The sequence below is a fragment of the Salinimicrobium profundisediminis genome, from assembly GCF_026241755.1.
Taxonomy (GTDB): Bacteria; Bacteroidota; Bacteroidia; order Flavobacteriales; family Flavobacteriaceae; genus Salinimicrobium; species Salinimicrobium profundisediminis.
Map to the genome: position 1 here is coordinate 1 of NZ_JAPJDA010000029.1, position 12,996 is coordinate 12,996.

15 protein-coding genes are annotated in these 12,996 nt (G+C 42.9%); 7 read left to right on the plus strand and 8 right to left on the minus strand.

Annotated features, from left to right (window positions below; translation table 11 throughout):
- The first annotated feature begins 125 nt into the window (after window positions 1–125).
- The 4 genes from OQ279_RS15225 (at window position 126) to OQ279_RS15240 (ending at window position 4,861) form a co-directional block, all read left to right on the plus strand.
- On the plus strand, window positions 126–1,403 hold the full coding sequence (locus tag OQ279_RS15225) for an acetyl-CoA hydrolase/transferase family protein (protein WP_266070864.1): 1,278 nt from the start codon (window positions 126–128) through the stop codon (window positions 1,401–1,403).
- Window positions 1,404–1,517: 114 nt separating this feature from the next.
- Window positions 1,518–2,189, plus strand: a complete 672-nt coding sequence (locus OQ279_RS15230; RefSeq protein WP_266070865.1) for a succinate dehydrogenase cytochrome b subunit — start codon at window positions 1,518–1,520, stop codon at window positions 2,187–2,189.
- A complete protein-coding gene (locus tag OQ279_RS15235; RefSeq protein ID WP_266070866.1) occupies window positions 2,186–4,108 on the plus strand; it encodes a fumarate reductase/succinate dehydrogenase flavoprotein subunit in 1,923 nt (640 codons plus the stop codon). Before OQ279_RS15230 ends, OQ279_RS15235 begins: the two co-directional genes overlap by 4 nt.
- 6 nt (window positions 4,109–4,114) lie before the next feature.
- On the plus strand, window positions 4,115–4,861 hold the full coding sequence (locus OQ279_RS15240; protein WP_266070867.1) for a succinate dehydrogenase/fumarate reductase iron-sulfur subunit: 747 nt from the start codon (window positions 4,115–4,117) through the stop codon (window positions 4,859–4,861).
- 208 nt (window positions 4,862–5,069) lie between these two features.
- Here the strand turns inward: OQ279_RS15240 and pckA are convergent, their stop codons facing one another.
- The 3 genes from pckA to OQ279_RS15255 form a co-directional block, all read right to left on the minus strand.
- Window positions 5,070–6,704 carry a phosphoenolpyruvate carboxykinase (ATP) gene (pckA, locus tag OQ279_RS15245; RefSeq protein WP_266070868.1) on the minus strand — a complete coding sequence of 545 codons (1,635 nt, stop codon included), beginning with the start codon at window positions 6,702–6,704 and terminating at the stop codon, window positions 5,070–5,072.
- 100 nt (window positions 6,705–6,804) lie between these two features.
- Window positions 6,805–7,584, minus strand: coding sequence for a universal stress protein (locus OQ279_RS15250; RefSeq protein WP_266070869.1), 780 nt, complete (start codon window positions 7,582–7,584; stop codon window positions 6,805–6,807).
- A 364-nt stretch (window positions 7,585–7,948) separates the two neighbouring features.
- Entirely contained in the window at window positions 7,949–8,722 is a 774-nt protein-coding gene (locus tag OQ279_RS15255) for a UDP-2,3-diacylglucosamine diphosphatase (RefSeq protein WP_266070870.1), read from the minus strand.
- Between the two features lie 129 nt (window positions 8,723–8,851).
- Between OQ279_RS15255 and OQ279_RS15260 the strand changes: the two genes are divergently transcribed.
- Both OQ279_RS15260 and OQ279_RS15265 read left to right on the plus strand, forming a co-directional pair.
- Window positions 8,852–9,802, plus strand: a complete 951-nt coding sequence (locus tag OQ279_RS15260) for a ring-cleaving dioxygenase (protein WP_266070871.1) — start codon at window positions 8,852–8,854, stop codon at window positions 9,800–9,802.
- Window positions 9,803–9,804: 2 nt separating this feature from the next.
- Window positions 9,805–10,452, plus strand: coding sequence for an alpha/beta hydrolase (locus tag OQ279_RS15265; RefSeq protein WP_266070872.1), 648 nt, complete (start codon window positions 9,805–9,807; stop codon window positions 10,450–10,452).
- Here OQ279_RS15265 and queD read toward each other — a convergent pair.
- Entirely contained in the window at window positions 10,449–10,901 is a 453-nt protein-coding gene (gene queD / locus OQ279_RS15270; RefSeq protein WP_266070873.1) for a 6-carboxytetrahydropterin synthase QueD, read from the minus strand. The genes OQ279_RS15265 and queD overlap by 4 nt on opposite strands.
- A 132-nt stretch (window positions 10,902–11,033) precedes the next feature.
- Between queD and OQ279_RS15275 the strand changes: the two genes are divergently transcribed.
- Window positions 11,034–11,660, plus strand: coding sequence for a 2OG-Fe(II) oxygenase (locus OQ279_RS15275; RefSeq protein WP_266070874.1), 627 nt, complete (start codon window positions 11,034–11,036; stop codon window positions 11,658–11,660).
- Window positions 11,661–11,663: 3 nt separating this feature from the next.
- On the opposite strand, the gene OQ279_RS15280 is transcribed toward OQ279_RS15275, so the two are convergent.
- The 4 genes from OQ279_RS15280 to OQ279_RS15295 are packed head-to-tail and all read right to left on the minus strand — an operon-like array spanning window position 11,664 to window position 12,950.
- Entirely contained in the window at window positions 11,664–11,792 is a 129-nt protein-coding gene (locus OQ279_RS15280) for a hypothetical protein (RefSeq protein WP_266070875.1), read from the minus strand.
- Window positions 11,792–11,968, minus strand: a complete 177-nt coding sequence (locus OQ279_RS15285; RefSeq protein WP_266070876.1) for a hypothetical protein — start codon at window positions 11,966–11,968, stop codon at window positions 11,792–11,794. The genes OQ279_RS15280 and OQ279_RS15285 overlap by 1 nt, the downstream gene beginning before the upstream one ends.
- Window positions 11,969–12,001: 33 nt before the next feature.
- Window positions 12,002–12,181 (minus strand): hypothetical protein, encoded by a 180-nt coding sequence (locus OQ279_RS15290; protein ID WP_266070877.1) that lies wholly within the window; start codon window positions 12,179–12,181, stop codon window positions 12,002–12,004.
- Between the two features lies 1 nt (window position 12,182).
- A complete protein-coding gene (locus tag OQ279_RS15295) occupies window positions 12,183–12,950 on the minus strand; it encodes an enoyl-CoA hydratase/isomerase family protein (protein WP_266070878.1) in 768 nt (255 codons plus the stop codon).
- Between the last annotated feature and the right edge of the window lie 46 nt (window positions 12,951–12,996).

Below are 12,996 nucleotides of genomic sequence, written 5' to 3' on the forward strand. Positions count from 1 at the left end.
GCAGGTGCCGTAGCCGTTTTTGGCCCCGGTACAAAGATTAGTGAAGCAGCAATAAAACTTCTGGAAATCCTTATTGAGGAATAAACCTTCAGAATTAATATTTACAAAAATTAAAATTCAGCATTATGAGAGATTCTCTTAACATAGTTTCCCCAGAAGAAGCTGTATCTCACGTAAAATCGGGAGATAGAGTCTTCCTGCACGGTGCCGCAATGACCCCCAATGTACTCATTGATACGCTTACCCAACGCTATCGTGAATTACAGGATGTGGAGTTTATTCATATTCATACTGAAGGGGCTGCACCTTACACGCAGCCTCCTTACAACGAATCCTTCAGGACCAACAGTTGCTTTGTGGCGGGTAATGTAAGGCAGGCAGTCAACTCCAGTATTGGCGCCTACATTCCTATATTCTTAAGTGAAATACATTTGCTCTTCCGCAGAAATATACTTCCGCTTGACGTGGCTTTCGTACAGGTTTCTCCGCCAGATGAACACGGTTATTGTTCATTGGGTGTTTCAGTAGATATCGCCTTACCAGCAGTACAAACTGCAAAAAAGGTGATAGCCCAGGTGAACCCCAGGGTGCCTCGCACTCATGGAGATGGTATTATTCACGTAAGCCAAATTCACGCAGCCATTGAAGTAGACCAGCCTATTCATATTCACGACATCCCGACACCTTCGCCTATCGAGCAAAAAGTGGGGGAATACGTGGCCGGACTGGTAGAAGATGGTGCTACGTTGCAAATGGGGATAGGAGGTATTCCAAATGTGGTGCTTTCTAAATTAATGAATCACAAGCGCCTCGGAATTCACACCGAATTATTCTCAGACGGGGTGTTGCCACTCATTGAAAAAGGAATTATCACCGGTGAAGAGAAAAAGATCAAAACCGGAAAGATCGTGACCTGCTTTGCAGCCGGAAGTCAGAAGTTGTACGACTATATTGATGATAACCCTGTAGTGCATTTTAAAGAAGCTGCTTACACCAATGATTCTGCTATTATAAGGCAGAACCCAAAGGTAACTGCTATTAACTCGGCTATTGAGATAGACCTAACCGGACAAATTTGCGCCGATACTATCGGAAAATATCATTTTTCGGGAGTGGGTGGCCAAATGGATTTTATTCGCGGCGCATCTCTTTCTGAAGGCGGTAAAGCCATTTTTGCCATGCCATCGGTGACCAACAAAGGGATTTCAAAGATTGTGCCTTCCCTCAAAGTAGGTGCAGGGGTTACCACAACCAGGGCTCACGTACATTATGTAGCCACTGAATATGGGGTAGTCAATCTCTTCGGAAAAAACCTTAAAGAACGCGCCAAAGCCCTTATCTCTATTGCTCATCCCGACCATAGAGAGGAGCTTGAAAAAGCCTTTTTTGAGATGGCATATTGATTTCCTGATTTAAACAAATCAGACACCGAGAAACGGACAAACTGCTTCAGGAGTTTTTCTGAAGCAGTTTGCTCCCTTTCTTTATTCTTTTTTTGACCGAAATTTCACTTAATAATGATATTCATAAAAAACTCCGTTACCCGAAAGAACCTTATGGCAATTACCGGATTGTTCTTGTCGTTCTTTTTAATCATTCATCTTTTAGGTAATTTACAGTTACTGTTGCCCGCAGCAGAAGCGCAGCTTCAGTACAACTCCTACAGCCATTTGCTAGGTGGTAACATCGTTATAAAACTTGTTTCGTACGTTTTATACCTATGTATCCTCCTGCATTCAATAGATGCCATCTACCTTTCTTTTAAGAAAAGAAGAGCCAATGGCACTTCGTATTCCTATGACCGTCGTGGAAGAGCCAGTTCCTGGTATTCCCGAAATATGATGGCCCTGGGCATTATAATTTTTGTATTCCTGGTAATTCACTTTAAAGACTTCTGGTACCACTATAAGTTCGGTGAACTTCCGGTAGATACTAACGGGAATAAAGATCTCTACACCATTGTGGTTGTTGCTTTTGAACAACTCTGGTATGTTGTGCTATACATTGTAGCCATACTCGCTTTAGGTTACCACCTTCTTCACGGCGTCTTTAGTGCTCATAGAACAATGGGAATCTATCACCCCATGTACAACCGAATTATAAACATAGTAGGAAAGTCCTTCGCTGTAATTATTACCATAGGATATATTATTATTCCTCTATTCCTCTACTTTAATCTACAATCATGAGCAAGACCTTAAAAGCACCAATTCCTGAAGGCCCTTTAGCCGAGAAATGGAACAACTATAAAGCAAAAGCCCGTCTTGTAAGCCCAAACAACCGTAAACAACTAGAAGTAATTGTGGTGGGCACAGGACTGGCAGGAGCATCTGCGGCAGCATCTCTGGCCGAAATGGGATACAATGTAAAAAGTTTCTGCTTTCAGGACTCTCCAAGGCGGGCACACTCTGTTGCCGCCCAGGGAGGCGTGAATGCAGCCAAAAATTATAAAAATGACGGTGACAGTGTGTACCGTATGTTTTATGACACTTTAAAAGGAGGCGACTTCCGCTCACGCGAGGCCAACACCTACCGCCTGGCCGAATGTTCTGCAAGTCTTATAGATCAGGCTGTAGCTCAGGGAGTACCTTTTGGCCGGGAATACGGCGGGTACCTGAGAAACCGCTCTTTTGGTGGCGTGCAGGTATCAAGAACCTTCTATGCCAGGGGCCAAACAGGACAACAACTGCTCCTGGGATCTTATCAGGCTTTGTTGAGACAGCAGCATACCGGAAAGGTAAAGCTTTATGCGCGTCACGAAATGCTGGATGTGGTGATCATTGATGGTAGAGCACGCGGAATTATAGCAAGGAACCTCGACACCGGAGAAATTGAACGTCACGGCGCACACACTGTGGTACTGGCAACAGGAGGATTTGGAAAGATCTACTACCTCTCTACCCTGGCTATGGGTTGTAATGCTTCAGCTATTTGGCGGGCTCATAAGAAAGGGGCTTACATGGCTAACCCCAGCTGGACTCAAATTCACCCAACCAGTCTGCCTCAAAGTGGGGAACATCAGTCTAAATTAACGCTGATGAGTGAATCCCTGCGGAATGACGGCCGCATCTGGGTGCCCAAAGATAAAAATGAAACCCGTGCTCCCGGCGAAATTCCGGAAGACGACAGAGATTACTACCTCGAAAGAAAATATCCATCATTTGGAAACCTGGCGCCCCGCGATATCTCATCGAGAGCTGCCAAAGAGCAAATAGACCTGGGCAAAGGAGTGGGACCTCTCAAAAATGCCGTTTACCTCGACTTTTCCAGAGCTATTAATGAATACGGTAAAGACGTAATTGCCGAGCGATATGGCAACCTTTTCACCATGTACAAGAAAATTACGGGTATTGATGCTTATAAGGAGCCTATGAAAATCTCTCCTGCAGCCCACTTTTCAATGGGTGGTTTATGGGTAGATTATGAACTTATGACCACTGTACCGGGACTTTTTGCTATTGGAGAAGCTAACTTTTCAGACCATGGGGCCAATAGACTGGGAGCAAATTCCCTGTTGCAGGCTTGTGTAGACGGATATTTTATTCTGCCTTACACCCTTCAGAATTATTTAGCCGATCAAATTAAAATTCCGAAGATCGAGGTCGATCACCCGGCATTTGAGGAAAGTGAGAAGCTGGTTAAAGACCAAATGCAGTCATTTTTAAGCTGCAAGGGTAAAAAAACAGCCGAAGAATTCCATAAAGAACTCGGAAAAGAACTCTATGATAAATGCGGACTCCTTCGCACCAAAAACGGTCTGGAAAAAGCTATAGAGAACATCAGAAATTTAAGAGAAGAATACAAAACCAACCTACTGGTACCGGGAAGTGCCGAAGAGGTGAATAGTGAGCTTGAAAAAGCCGGCAGGGTTGCAGATTATATGGAGCTGGCAGAGCTTATGTGCGTTGATGCCCTTCACAGGGAAGAATCTTGTGGAGCCCATTTTAGAGCCGAATTTCAAACTGAAGATGGCGAAGCCCGGCGGGATGATGAGAATTTCTGCTATTCGGCAGCCTGGGAATGGACAGGCAATGCATCTCAGCCAATTTTAAACCGTGAACCCTTGGTCTTTGATACCGTAAAACCAACGGTGAGAAGTTATAAATAGAAAGTTATGAAGATCACATTAAAAATATGGCGTCAACGTGACTGCCAGAGCAAAGGAGAATTTAAAGAATATCACCTGGATAAAGTAAGCAAAGACATGTCGTTCCTGGAAATGCTGGATACCCTGAATATAAAATTAATAAAGCAGGGAGATTTACCGGTGGAATTTGACCATGACTGCCGCGAAGGTATTTGTGGGCAATGTGGAGTGATGATCAATGGAATTGCCCACGGGCCTCTAAAAAACACCACCACCTGCCAACTACACATGAGGTCTTTTAATGATGGAGACACAATTTACGTAGAACCTTTTAAAGCTTCGGCTTTTCCTATCGTGAGAGACTTGAAGGTTAATAGATCGGCGCTTGATCATATAATTACCTCTGGCGGATATGTTTCTGTAGACACAGGCCAGGCTCCCGAAGCAAACTCAATTCCTGTCACTTTTGAACAGGCTGAAGCTGCTTTTGATGCTGCGGCTTGTATTGGATGTGGGGCTTGTGTTGCCAGTTGTAAAAATTCAAGTGCTGCCCTCTTTACAAGTGCTAAGATCTCACACCTGGCGCAGTTACCTCAAGGAGATAAAGAGACCTCAACCAGAGTGGTGAGCATGGTGAACCAAATGGAAGAAGAAGGTTTTGGCCACTGTACCAATACCGAAGCCTGCGAGGTAGAATGTCCCGAAGGTATTTCGGTTCTCAACATCGCCAGGATGAACTACGAGTACAACAGGTCAAGGTTAATGAAAAAATAAATATCATTTAACTTCAAGAAAAAGAGGGAGCTGTAAAAAGCTCCCTCTTTTTTTGTGCAGGTAAGTCAGGTTACTATAGGTTGAGCCAGCGAAGTAATTCAGCAGAAGACATTTTGGTCTTTACATCCCTAACTAACTGGTAAGTATTAAAATGAAAAGGCCGTCTTAGAAATCTAAGACGGCCTCCTCGTGGTTAGAAAAGCTCTAGTTAAAATTCTGCTTCCATGTGGTGGTGCTCATCAATTAGCGGACCTCCATTAATGATCTGTTCCGATGCCTCAGCAGAGAATTTCTCGAAGTTGAGGTGGAAAGAATGTGCCAGCTGAATTGACTTTTGAATATAGGCTCCTTTTTGCAGCCAGGTATTGATTGGGTTCAGCATTTCGATAGGCACATTAGGACAATATTTCGGCATATAAAGACCAAATATTGGGTGCATTTCAAATTCTACGTTTTCAAGTTCTCCTTTCAAAATAGAAGTGATCATGGCACGGGTATATTTCAGTTTGATCCTTGATCCTACTCCAAATGGGCCACCGCTCCATCCGGTATTCACAAGCCATACGTTAACCCCGGCTTCTTTCATTTTGGTGCTCAGCATTTCAGCATACACAGTTGGGTGTAGCGGCATGAATGGAGCTCCAAAACAAGCAGAGAATGATGGTACAGGCTCAGTAATTCCGGCTTCTGTTCCGGCAACTTTTGCTGTATATCCTGAAATGAAGTGGTATGCAGCCTGCCCCGGAGTTAGTTTTGAAACCGGAGGAAGTACTCCAAATGCATCACAGGTAAGGAAGAAAATATTCTTTGGGTTTTTGGCGTAAGATGGTGACTGGATATCGGCAATGTGATATATAGGATAACTCACCCTGGTATTTTGAGTGATGGTTGCATCAAAAAAGTCTACTTCTTTAGTGCCTTTTTTGAAGATCACGTTTTCAAGTAAAGCCCCTGGTTTAATTGCGCGAAAGATATCTGGTTCAGATTCTTCGGTAAGCCCAATAACCTTGGCATAACAACCACCTTCAAAGTTAAAGATCACATCTTCTGATGTCCACCCATGTTCATCATCTCCAATCAGTTTACGATCGGGATCGGCAGAAAGAGTTGTTTTTCCTGTTCCTGAAAGTCCGAAGAAAATTGAAGTATCGCCTTCCTGTCCTACGTTAGCAGAACAGTGCATAGGTAGCACATCTTTTTCAACCGGAAGGATAAGGTTAAGAGCAGAGAAAATACCTTTTTTCATTTCTCCTGTATAGGCAGAACCTCCTACCAGTGCAACTTTTCTGGTAAAGTCAAGAATACTGAAGTTCCCCTGGCGTAAACCGTACTTGGCAGGTTCGGCTTCAACATAACCGGGAGCACATAATACCAGCCATTCTTCAGAAAAATCTTCAAGTTCTTCTTCCTTAAGCCTTAAAAACATATTCTTTACAAAGAATGCAGACCATGGATATTCAGCAATGGTACGCACATTCATTCGGTAATCTGGGTGGGAACACACATAACCGTCATGAACGTAAATTTCTTTGCCAGATAGGTATTCGGTCATTTTATCATACAGTAATCCGAAGTTTTCTGAAGATAAAGGTTTATTGATATTTCCCCACCACACTTTGTCTTTGGTGTAATCGTCTTTTACCAAAAAGCGGTCCTGTGGAGATCTACCGGTAAAAGTTCCTGTATTGACACTAAGGGTGCCATTTTCAGTTTCGGTACCCATTCCCTTACGTACAGCGATTTCCTGAAGTTCTTCTCCAGAAAGGTTCCAGTTCACTCTACAGTTTTTCAACCCGTATTTATCGAGGTTTGTGGCTTGAGGTCTTTCTAAAACATTTTTCATGATCTAAATATTGAGTGGTTATAAATGGTGCCATAATCTATGGCGGTAATAAAGTTTATATTCTCACCAGCAGTGAGAAAGTTGGTGTTCCTGCTTTTGCTTAATCAAGCACCAGTAATGGAACATTTGAGTGTAGCGTGAGCAATCTTGTAAGACGGCCTGGAGAAGCTTCATCACCCGGTAAGTGGGTTTTTGGCATAATGGCCAGCATATCCATATCGTTCTTTTTAATGTAATTCAAAATTCCAGCTTCAATGTCTTCACTTTCATGGAAGGTGTGGTGAGAATAGAACATTTCAAGAAAATAATTGAGGGTAGTTTCATTACTCTCATCATCTTCGCTATAGCCCATTGCCATCTCTTGTTGTTGTATGGTTAAAACATGGACCTGCGCCTTGTGTTTTCTTGAAACATCAAGTAACACATATAAAGGAGATCTGTCGGCAATCTTTTCGTTACCTAAAGAGAGGATTATACTTTCAAGTCTAAATTTTTTATATTTCTCTGGAATCACCAAAACTGGGAGGTCGGCTTCCTGTACCAGGCGTGAAGTGGTAGTTGCCACATTTTCTTCTTCGAGATTGGCACCTCTGGTTCCCATCATAATAATATCAACCTTTAACTCTTTTTGAAGCTGAATGATAGAGGAAACCAATTCGCCGGTCTGCACCAAGGTATAGATCTCGGGAGAGAGCGGTTTTTTATATTTTTTGATGATTTTTTTAAAATTCTCACGTATAGCATTAACATCAGCACCTTCTTCAGTAATGTTGAGTAGGAATAAATTAATTAACGGATCCTTATCTGCAAATTTCACAGCGTAATCCAAAGCATTTTTAGATACTTCAGAAAAATCGAAGGGGATTAGGATATTTTTCATGGCTTTAAAAATTGCGGAAACTGCCGTACACATTTCCTGATTTATATTACCTAAAGATACCTCTATAAAAAGCCTACCAATATGACAAATATCATTTGCATAATGAAAGAAATCAACATTTTAGCATCGAAAACGATTGCAGGTTTTGCAATTTTATAACTGAAGAAAAATGGGTGTCAAAAATGGCATTTTTGGCACCTCTGTAAATTTATATTTCCCCTAAAAATTCTGAAATTTTCACCAGTAATTCTCCTGAAGCCAGAAAAGATTTAGCCCCAATTTTCTTCGGAAGAAATTCCTTCCGAAGATCAAACTAAGCATGTGTAGATGATTATTATCCTAAAACTGATGTAAAAGGAGTGTGTTACTTCTGAAGGTTTTCATTTTTCCACTCTTTAAGCTGAAGTTCTTTACCATCAAAAACTCCGTAAGTGTAGAAATTGATCCAATCTCCCAGGTTCATATAGGTAGCATCTTTCTGAAGACTGATATCTAAAGGCAGGTGGCGGTGACCAAAAATAAAGTAATCGTAATGTTGTGTTTCCAGCTTTCGGCGGCAGTATTGAATAAGCCATTCCTTTTCTTCTCCCAAAAACTGCACATCCTCTTCTCCCGAAATAGCCTTGTTCTTCACCGAAAAGTACTGCGCCAAAGGCACGCCCAAATCGGGATGCAGCCACCTGTACAGCCATTTTGAAAGCGGATTGGTAAATACCTTTTTCATGCGCTTGTAACCTTTATCTCCCGGCCCCAGCCCGTCACCGTGACCAATAAGGAACTTTCTGTCATTGAAAACAAACTCCTTCGGCTTTCTGAATACGGGGATATCTAGTTCCTTTTCAAAATAATCATCCATCCAGAGATCATGGTTACCTACAAAGAAATATACAGGAATGCCCCGGTCCCTCAACTGGGCTAATTTTCCCAATGTTCGCACAAATCCTTTTGGAACCACATGTTTATACTCAAACCAGAAGTCGAACAAATCTCCCAGAAGAAAAATAGCTGCAGCATCCTGGCTTACGTGCTCAAGCCAGGCCACGAAATTTGCTTCCCTGGGGCGACTTTCTTCGGCCGTTGGTGCTCCCAGGTGATTGTCACTTGCGAAATAGATCTTTTTACCCTCGGGTATCTGCATGCTAAGGATTTGCCGGTAAAGATAGTTTTAAAATTTCCGAAGTTAAAATCTTCAGAAAAATTGCCATCCCACGGCGCTGTGCTTGGGCATTTTATTAATTAAAAGTATCTTTAAAAGAAACAGATAATAATGAGCCAGCTAGTTACCGGAATACATCATGTCACTGCACTTGCGGGTGAGCCGCAGAAAAATCTCGATTTCTATACAGGGATTTTGGGGCTGCGCATGGTCAAGAAAACAGTGAATTTTGATGCCCCCGATGTTTACCACTTTTATTATGGCGATGAGCAGGGCCGGCCAGGATCTATCATGACCTTCTTCCCCTACGAAGGGATCCAGAAAGGCCGCCATGGAAAGGGTATGCTCAACATCACCACATTTTCGGTGCCTGCAAATTCTCTTCTGTTTTGGGAAGAGCGTCTTAAAAAGTTCAATATCGACTTTAAACCTGCGCAGGACAGGTTTGATGGCGAGGCGGTAATTTATTTTGAAGATCCCGACGGGCTGGGGCTGGAGCTGGTTTTTAATGAGCGCGACGACAGGCCGGGATGGACCTATGGGCAAATTCCGATGGAGCATTCCATCCGCGGGTTCTACAGCGTAGAAATATGGCAGGAAGGTTATGAACGCACTGCAGGTTTACTGCAGGAAGTTCTTGATCACAAATTAATTGCCGAAAAAGGAAATCGCTTTCGCTTTGCGGCTACAGATGCACCGGGAAATTACGTAGACATTCTATGCAGACCCGATGCATTGCGGGGCCTTGGCGGCGGCGGCACGGTACATCACCTTGCTTTTTCTACAGCAAATAAAGAAAGTCAGTTAGGGGTTAGGGAGAAGCTGGCCAGTTCGGGTTATAACCCCACGCCGGTATTAGATCGCCAATACTTTGAATCTATTTACTTCAGGGAACCCGGAGGCGTTTTATTTGAAGTAGCCACAGCCGAACCCGGTTTTGCCATTGATGAACCGCAGGATACGCTGGGGCAGGAGCTTAAACTTCCGCCGCAGTATGAATCGCGCAGGGAACTGATAGAAAAAGCCGTAAAACCGGTAAACCTCAACCCTTCAAAATTTTAGACATGTTACACCAAAAAGATTTCAAGTATAACGGAACTCCTCTAAAAGATGCAAAAAAAGCACTTATCATGGTGCATGGCAGGGGCGGCTTTGCCGAAGATATCCTGGCAGTGGCCGATCATCTTAAAATAGAAGATTTTGCCCTGGTTGCGCCACAGGCTTATAACAACAGCTGGTACCCGCTCTCTTTTATGGCCCCGGTACAACAAAATCAGCCGTGGCTGGATTCGGCTGTAGAGATGCTTCAGCTTTTGGAAAAGGAACTCAACGATGAGGGCATAGCTTCAGAAGATATCTATTTCTTCGGATTTTCACAGGGTGCCTGCCTTACGCTCGAGTATGTAACGCGAAATGCCAAAAGGTACGGCGGGGTAATTGGGATTATTGGCGGACTTATAGGCAAAGACATCAACACCGGAAATTACCTTACAAATTTTGAAGGCACGCCGGTTTACCTAGGCACCAGCGATCCCGATGCGCACGTACCTGCCGAAAGGGTGCAACAAACTGCAGATATTCTAAGGAACAAAAATGCACAGGTGGAGCTACAAATTTTCCCCGATGCCGGGCACGTGATCTTACCTGAGGAACTGGGCCGGGCCAATAATTTTATCTTCGGGTATTCGGGGATGAAAAATGAAAAACCTTAAAGGTTATCTGAAGCATACCATTCGGCATAAGAAGTCTCGGTCTCCTGTAATTTCAGGGAGAAAAGCTTAATATGCTCTGGCAGGCGGCTCATTATTCTTTCAGCAAAATCCTGGATCATATTCTCACTGGTAGGTTGGTATTCAACAAGAATGATGTTGTGGCCTCTCTTTTGTAATTCTTCTGCCAGCTCAACATGAGGCGTGTTCTTGTTAAAAACAGTAGCATGATCAAATTTATCAACGATCTCCTGTTTTACAATTTTTTTGAGGTCACCAAAGTCTATGACCATTCCCAGCTTCACGTTATCCTCATCTTTTATGGGCTCTCCCTGCACTGTTACCCCTAATTTATAACTATGCCCGTGCACGTTCTTACACTTGCCGTCATAGCCAAAAAGGGCGTGGCCTGCCTCAAAAGAAAATTGTTTGGTGATGCGAATAGTTGCCATACTTTAATTTTGGGCAAAGATAGAGCTTGGCTACACGAAATTTAACTATTCAGCCTAAAAAATTATAAATCTTTGCTTTGAAGACCACGTAAAAAATGGGAAATTCAAACGTACATTTGCACGCCTAAAATAATGACATTGGAAATTATAGAGAACCCGGTTTATGAAAAGATCATTACAGATCTTTCTGAGCAGCAATATTCTATTGTTGAAGATTTCTTCAGCCCCGAAGAAGTCCTGGAGCTGCGCAATTCCCTGCTGCACAAATATGAAGAAGACAACTTCAAAAAGGCTGCGATAGGAAACCGAACCAATGAAATTATAGCAAAATCTATTCGCGGGGATTTTATTCTATGGTTAAATGAAGCTGAAGCAGCACAAGCCGAAAAAGCCTTTTTTAGAAGGATCAACGATTTTGTAGATTACCTTAACCGCACCTGCTTTACCGGCATTCTACACAAAGAATTCCATTATGCGCTATATCCCGAAGGCACCTTCTATAAACGACACCTGGACACCTTTCAAAATGACGACAGGCGAAAACTCTCTATGGTGTGTTACCTCAATGAGCAGGACTGGCAGCCAGAGTATGGAGGAGAACTTGTTATTTATAACAATGAAAATGGCGTGGAAGTTCCAAAAAGTATTTACCCTTTCCCCGGAAGAATGGTCATTTTTGAAAGCCAGATCCTGGAGCACGAAGTAAAACCGGTAAAAACCGAAAGACTGAGCATTACAGGCTGGTTGAAGACCCGCTAAAACCTACTTCCTGAATTTTTTATACAATACCACCACGATTAACAAAATTGCGAGGAGCAGCCAAAAGCCATAGCCGCTTAAAAACCTGAGCAGGTCAAAAGTTTCCTCATTTACGGGGAGATCTTCCTGCATTAGCGTTCATTTCTTTTGCGCCAGGCATACCTCGCGTAGAAAAATATGCCTAAAATGATAAGGATGCCCACAAGGTACATCCATTGGTCTTCAAGGAAATTCTCTAAAGAAAATCCATAGCCTTCCCTTTCACTTGCGGGTTGATCTTTTGGTATATGTTCCTGCTGAAAATTCATACTGCCTGCATTTTAGGTGTCAAAAATGACATTTTAGCTGATGCTTTTTTTCTTTCTGAAGAAAGCAAGATAAAGAATAACAGCCAGAATCACCACGGCTGCGGTCACTACTTCCCAAAAATTAGAACCTACAAAATAACCTACTTCATAGCCTACCTGGAAAGCTTTTGTTTTCTCTATCTCCTGAAAGAGCACTACATTCATTAATTCCATATTATTTTCTGAATTTTGATAAAGCGCTTCGTGTAAATTCTGAAAGCACCAATTCTCCCGAAATTGCCGCACGTTCCTGAAGCAAAGAATCCCAGCTCCTGGTTCCTTCCCACAGCACTTTCTTCATTTCCAGAAGGGCAGCAGGATTGTAAGAAGCCAGTTTTTCTGAAAAGAATTCCAGTTCCTTATCCATGTCCCCTGTGTTTTCAAAAACCCGGGCATAAAGACCTTTTTCCTTTGCCCAATAAGCATTTTTCCACTCATGCGCTGCAAGGGTAAGTTCGGCAAGGGCAGCCACCCCCATTTTTCGCTCAATTGCCGGGGCAATGACAAAGGGCCCGATTCCTATACTTAGTTCAGATAATTTTATTGCGGCATGTTCAGTAGCAAAACAATAATCGCAGGCTGCTGCCAGGCCTACCCCGCCGCCCACGGTTTTTCCGTGAATACGGCCAATAATCAGTTTTTTACAGCTGCGCATGGCATTGATCACATTGGCAAATCCCGAAAAAAAGACTTTCCCCTGCTGCATATTCTCTACCGCTAAAAGTTCATCAAATGATGCCCCGGCACAAAATGCCCTGTCTCCTTCAGCTCTTAAAATGATGATCTTTACCTCATCATCATCTGACAGTTTATGCAGTTCCTTTTCAAGTCTTTCTAACAGTACTCCGGGAAAAGAATTACTTGCCGGGTGCCCAAATTCAAGAGAAGCAATCCCGTTAACAATGTTGGTGTATAAACTTCCATTCTCCCTGTTCGTGGTCATTTTTTTATTCTTTCCCGTAAAGTTACATTTTTTATTTTCAGTCCTG

What these genes read in the sequence shown, in the direction of transcription:
- OQ279_RS15280 (WP_266070875.1), bottom strand. Translation starts at nt 11,792, where the DNA reads ATGCAGGAAGATCTCCCCGTAAATGAGGAAACTTTTGACCTGCTCAGG.
- OQ279_RS15260 (WP_266070871.1), top strand. Translation starts at nt 8,852, where the DNA reads ATGAGCCAGCTAGTTACCGGAATACATCATGTCACTGCACTTGCGGGT.
- OQ279_RS15250 (WP_266070869.1), bottom strand. Translation starts at nt 7,584, where the DNA reads ATGAAAAATATCCTAATCCCCTTCGATTTTTCTGAAGTATCTAAAAAT.
- OQ279_RS15295 (WP_266070878.1), bottom strand. Translation starts at nt 12,950, where the DNA reads ATGACCACGAACAGGGAGAATGGAAGTTTATACACCAACATTGTTAAC.
- OQ279_RS15290 (WP_266070877.1), bottom strand. Translation starts at nt 12,181, where the DNA reads ATGGAATTAATGAATGTAGTGCTCTTTCAGGAGATAGAGAAAACAAAA.
- queD (WP_266070873.1), bottom strand. Translation starts at nt 10,901, where the DNA reads ATGGCAACTATTCGCATCACCAAACAATTTTCTTTTGAGGCAGGCCAC.
- OQ279_RS15230 (WP_266070865.1), top strand. Translation starts at nt 1,518, where the DNA reads ATGATATTCATAAAAAACTCCGTTACCCGAAAGAACCTTATGGCAATT.
- OQ279_RS15255 (WP_266070870.1), bottom strand. Translation starts at nt 8,722, where the DNA reads ATGCAGATACCCGAGGGTAAAAAGATCTATTTCGCAAGTGACAATCAC.
- pckA (WP_266070868.1), bottom strand. Translation starts at nt 6,704, where the DNA reads ATGAAAAATGTTTTAGAAAGACCTCAAGCCACAAACCTCGATAAATAC.
- OQ279_RS15265 (WP_266070872.1), top strand. Translation starts at nt 9,805, where the DNA reads ATGTTACACCAAAAAGATTTCAAGTATAACGGAACTCCTCTAAAAGAT.
- OQ279_RS15285 (WP_266070876.1), bottom strand. Translation starts at nt 11,968, where the DNA reads ATGAATTTTCAGCAGGAACATATACCAAAAGATCAACCCGCAAGTGAA.
- OQ279_RS15225 (WP_266070864.1), top strand. Translation starts at nt 126, where the DNA reads ATGAGAGATTCTCTTAACATAGTTTCCCCAGAAGAAGCTGTATCTCAC.
- OQ279_RS15275 (WP_266070874.1), top strand. Translation starts at nt 11,034, where the DNA reads ATGACATTGGAAATTATAGAGAACCCGGTTTATGAAAAGATCATTACA.
- OQ279_RS15240 (WP_266070867.1), top strand. Translation starts at nt 4,115, where the DNA reads ATGAAGATCACATTAAAAATATGGCGTCAACGTGACTGCCAGAGCAAA.
- OQ279_RS15235 (WP_266070866.1), top strand. Translation starts at nt 2,186, where the DNA reads ATGAGCAAGACCTTAAAAGCACCAATTCCTGAAGGCCCTTTAGCCGAG.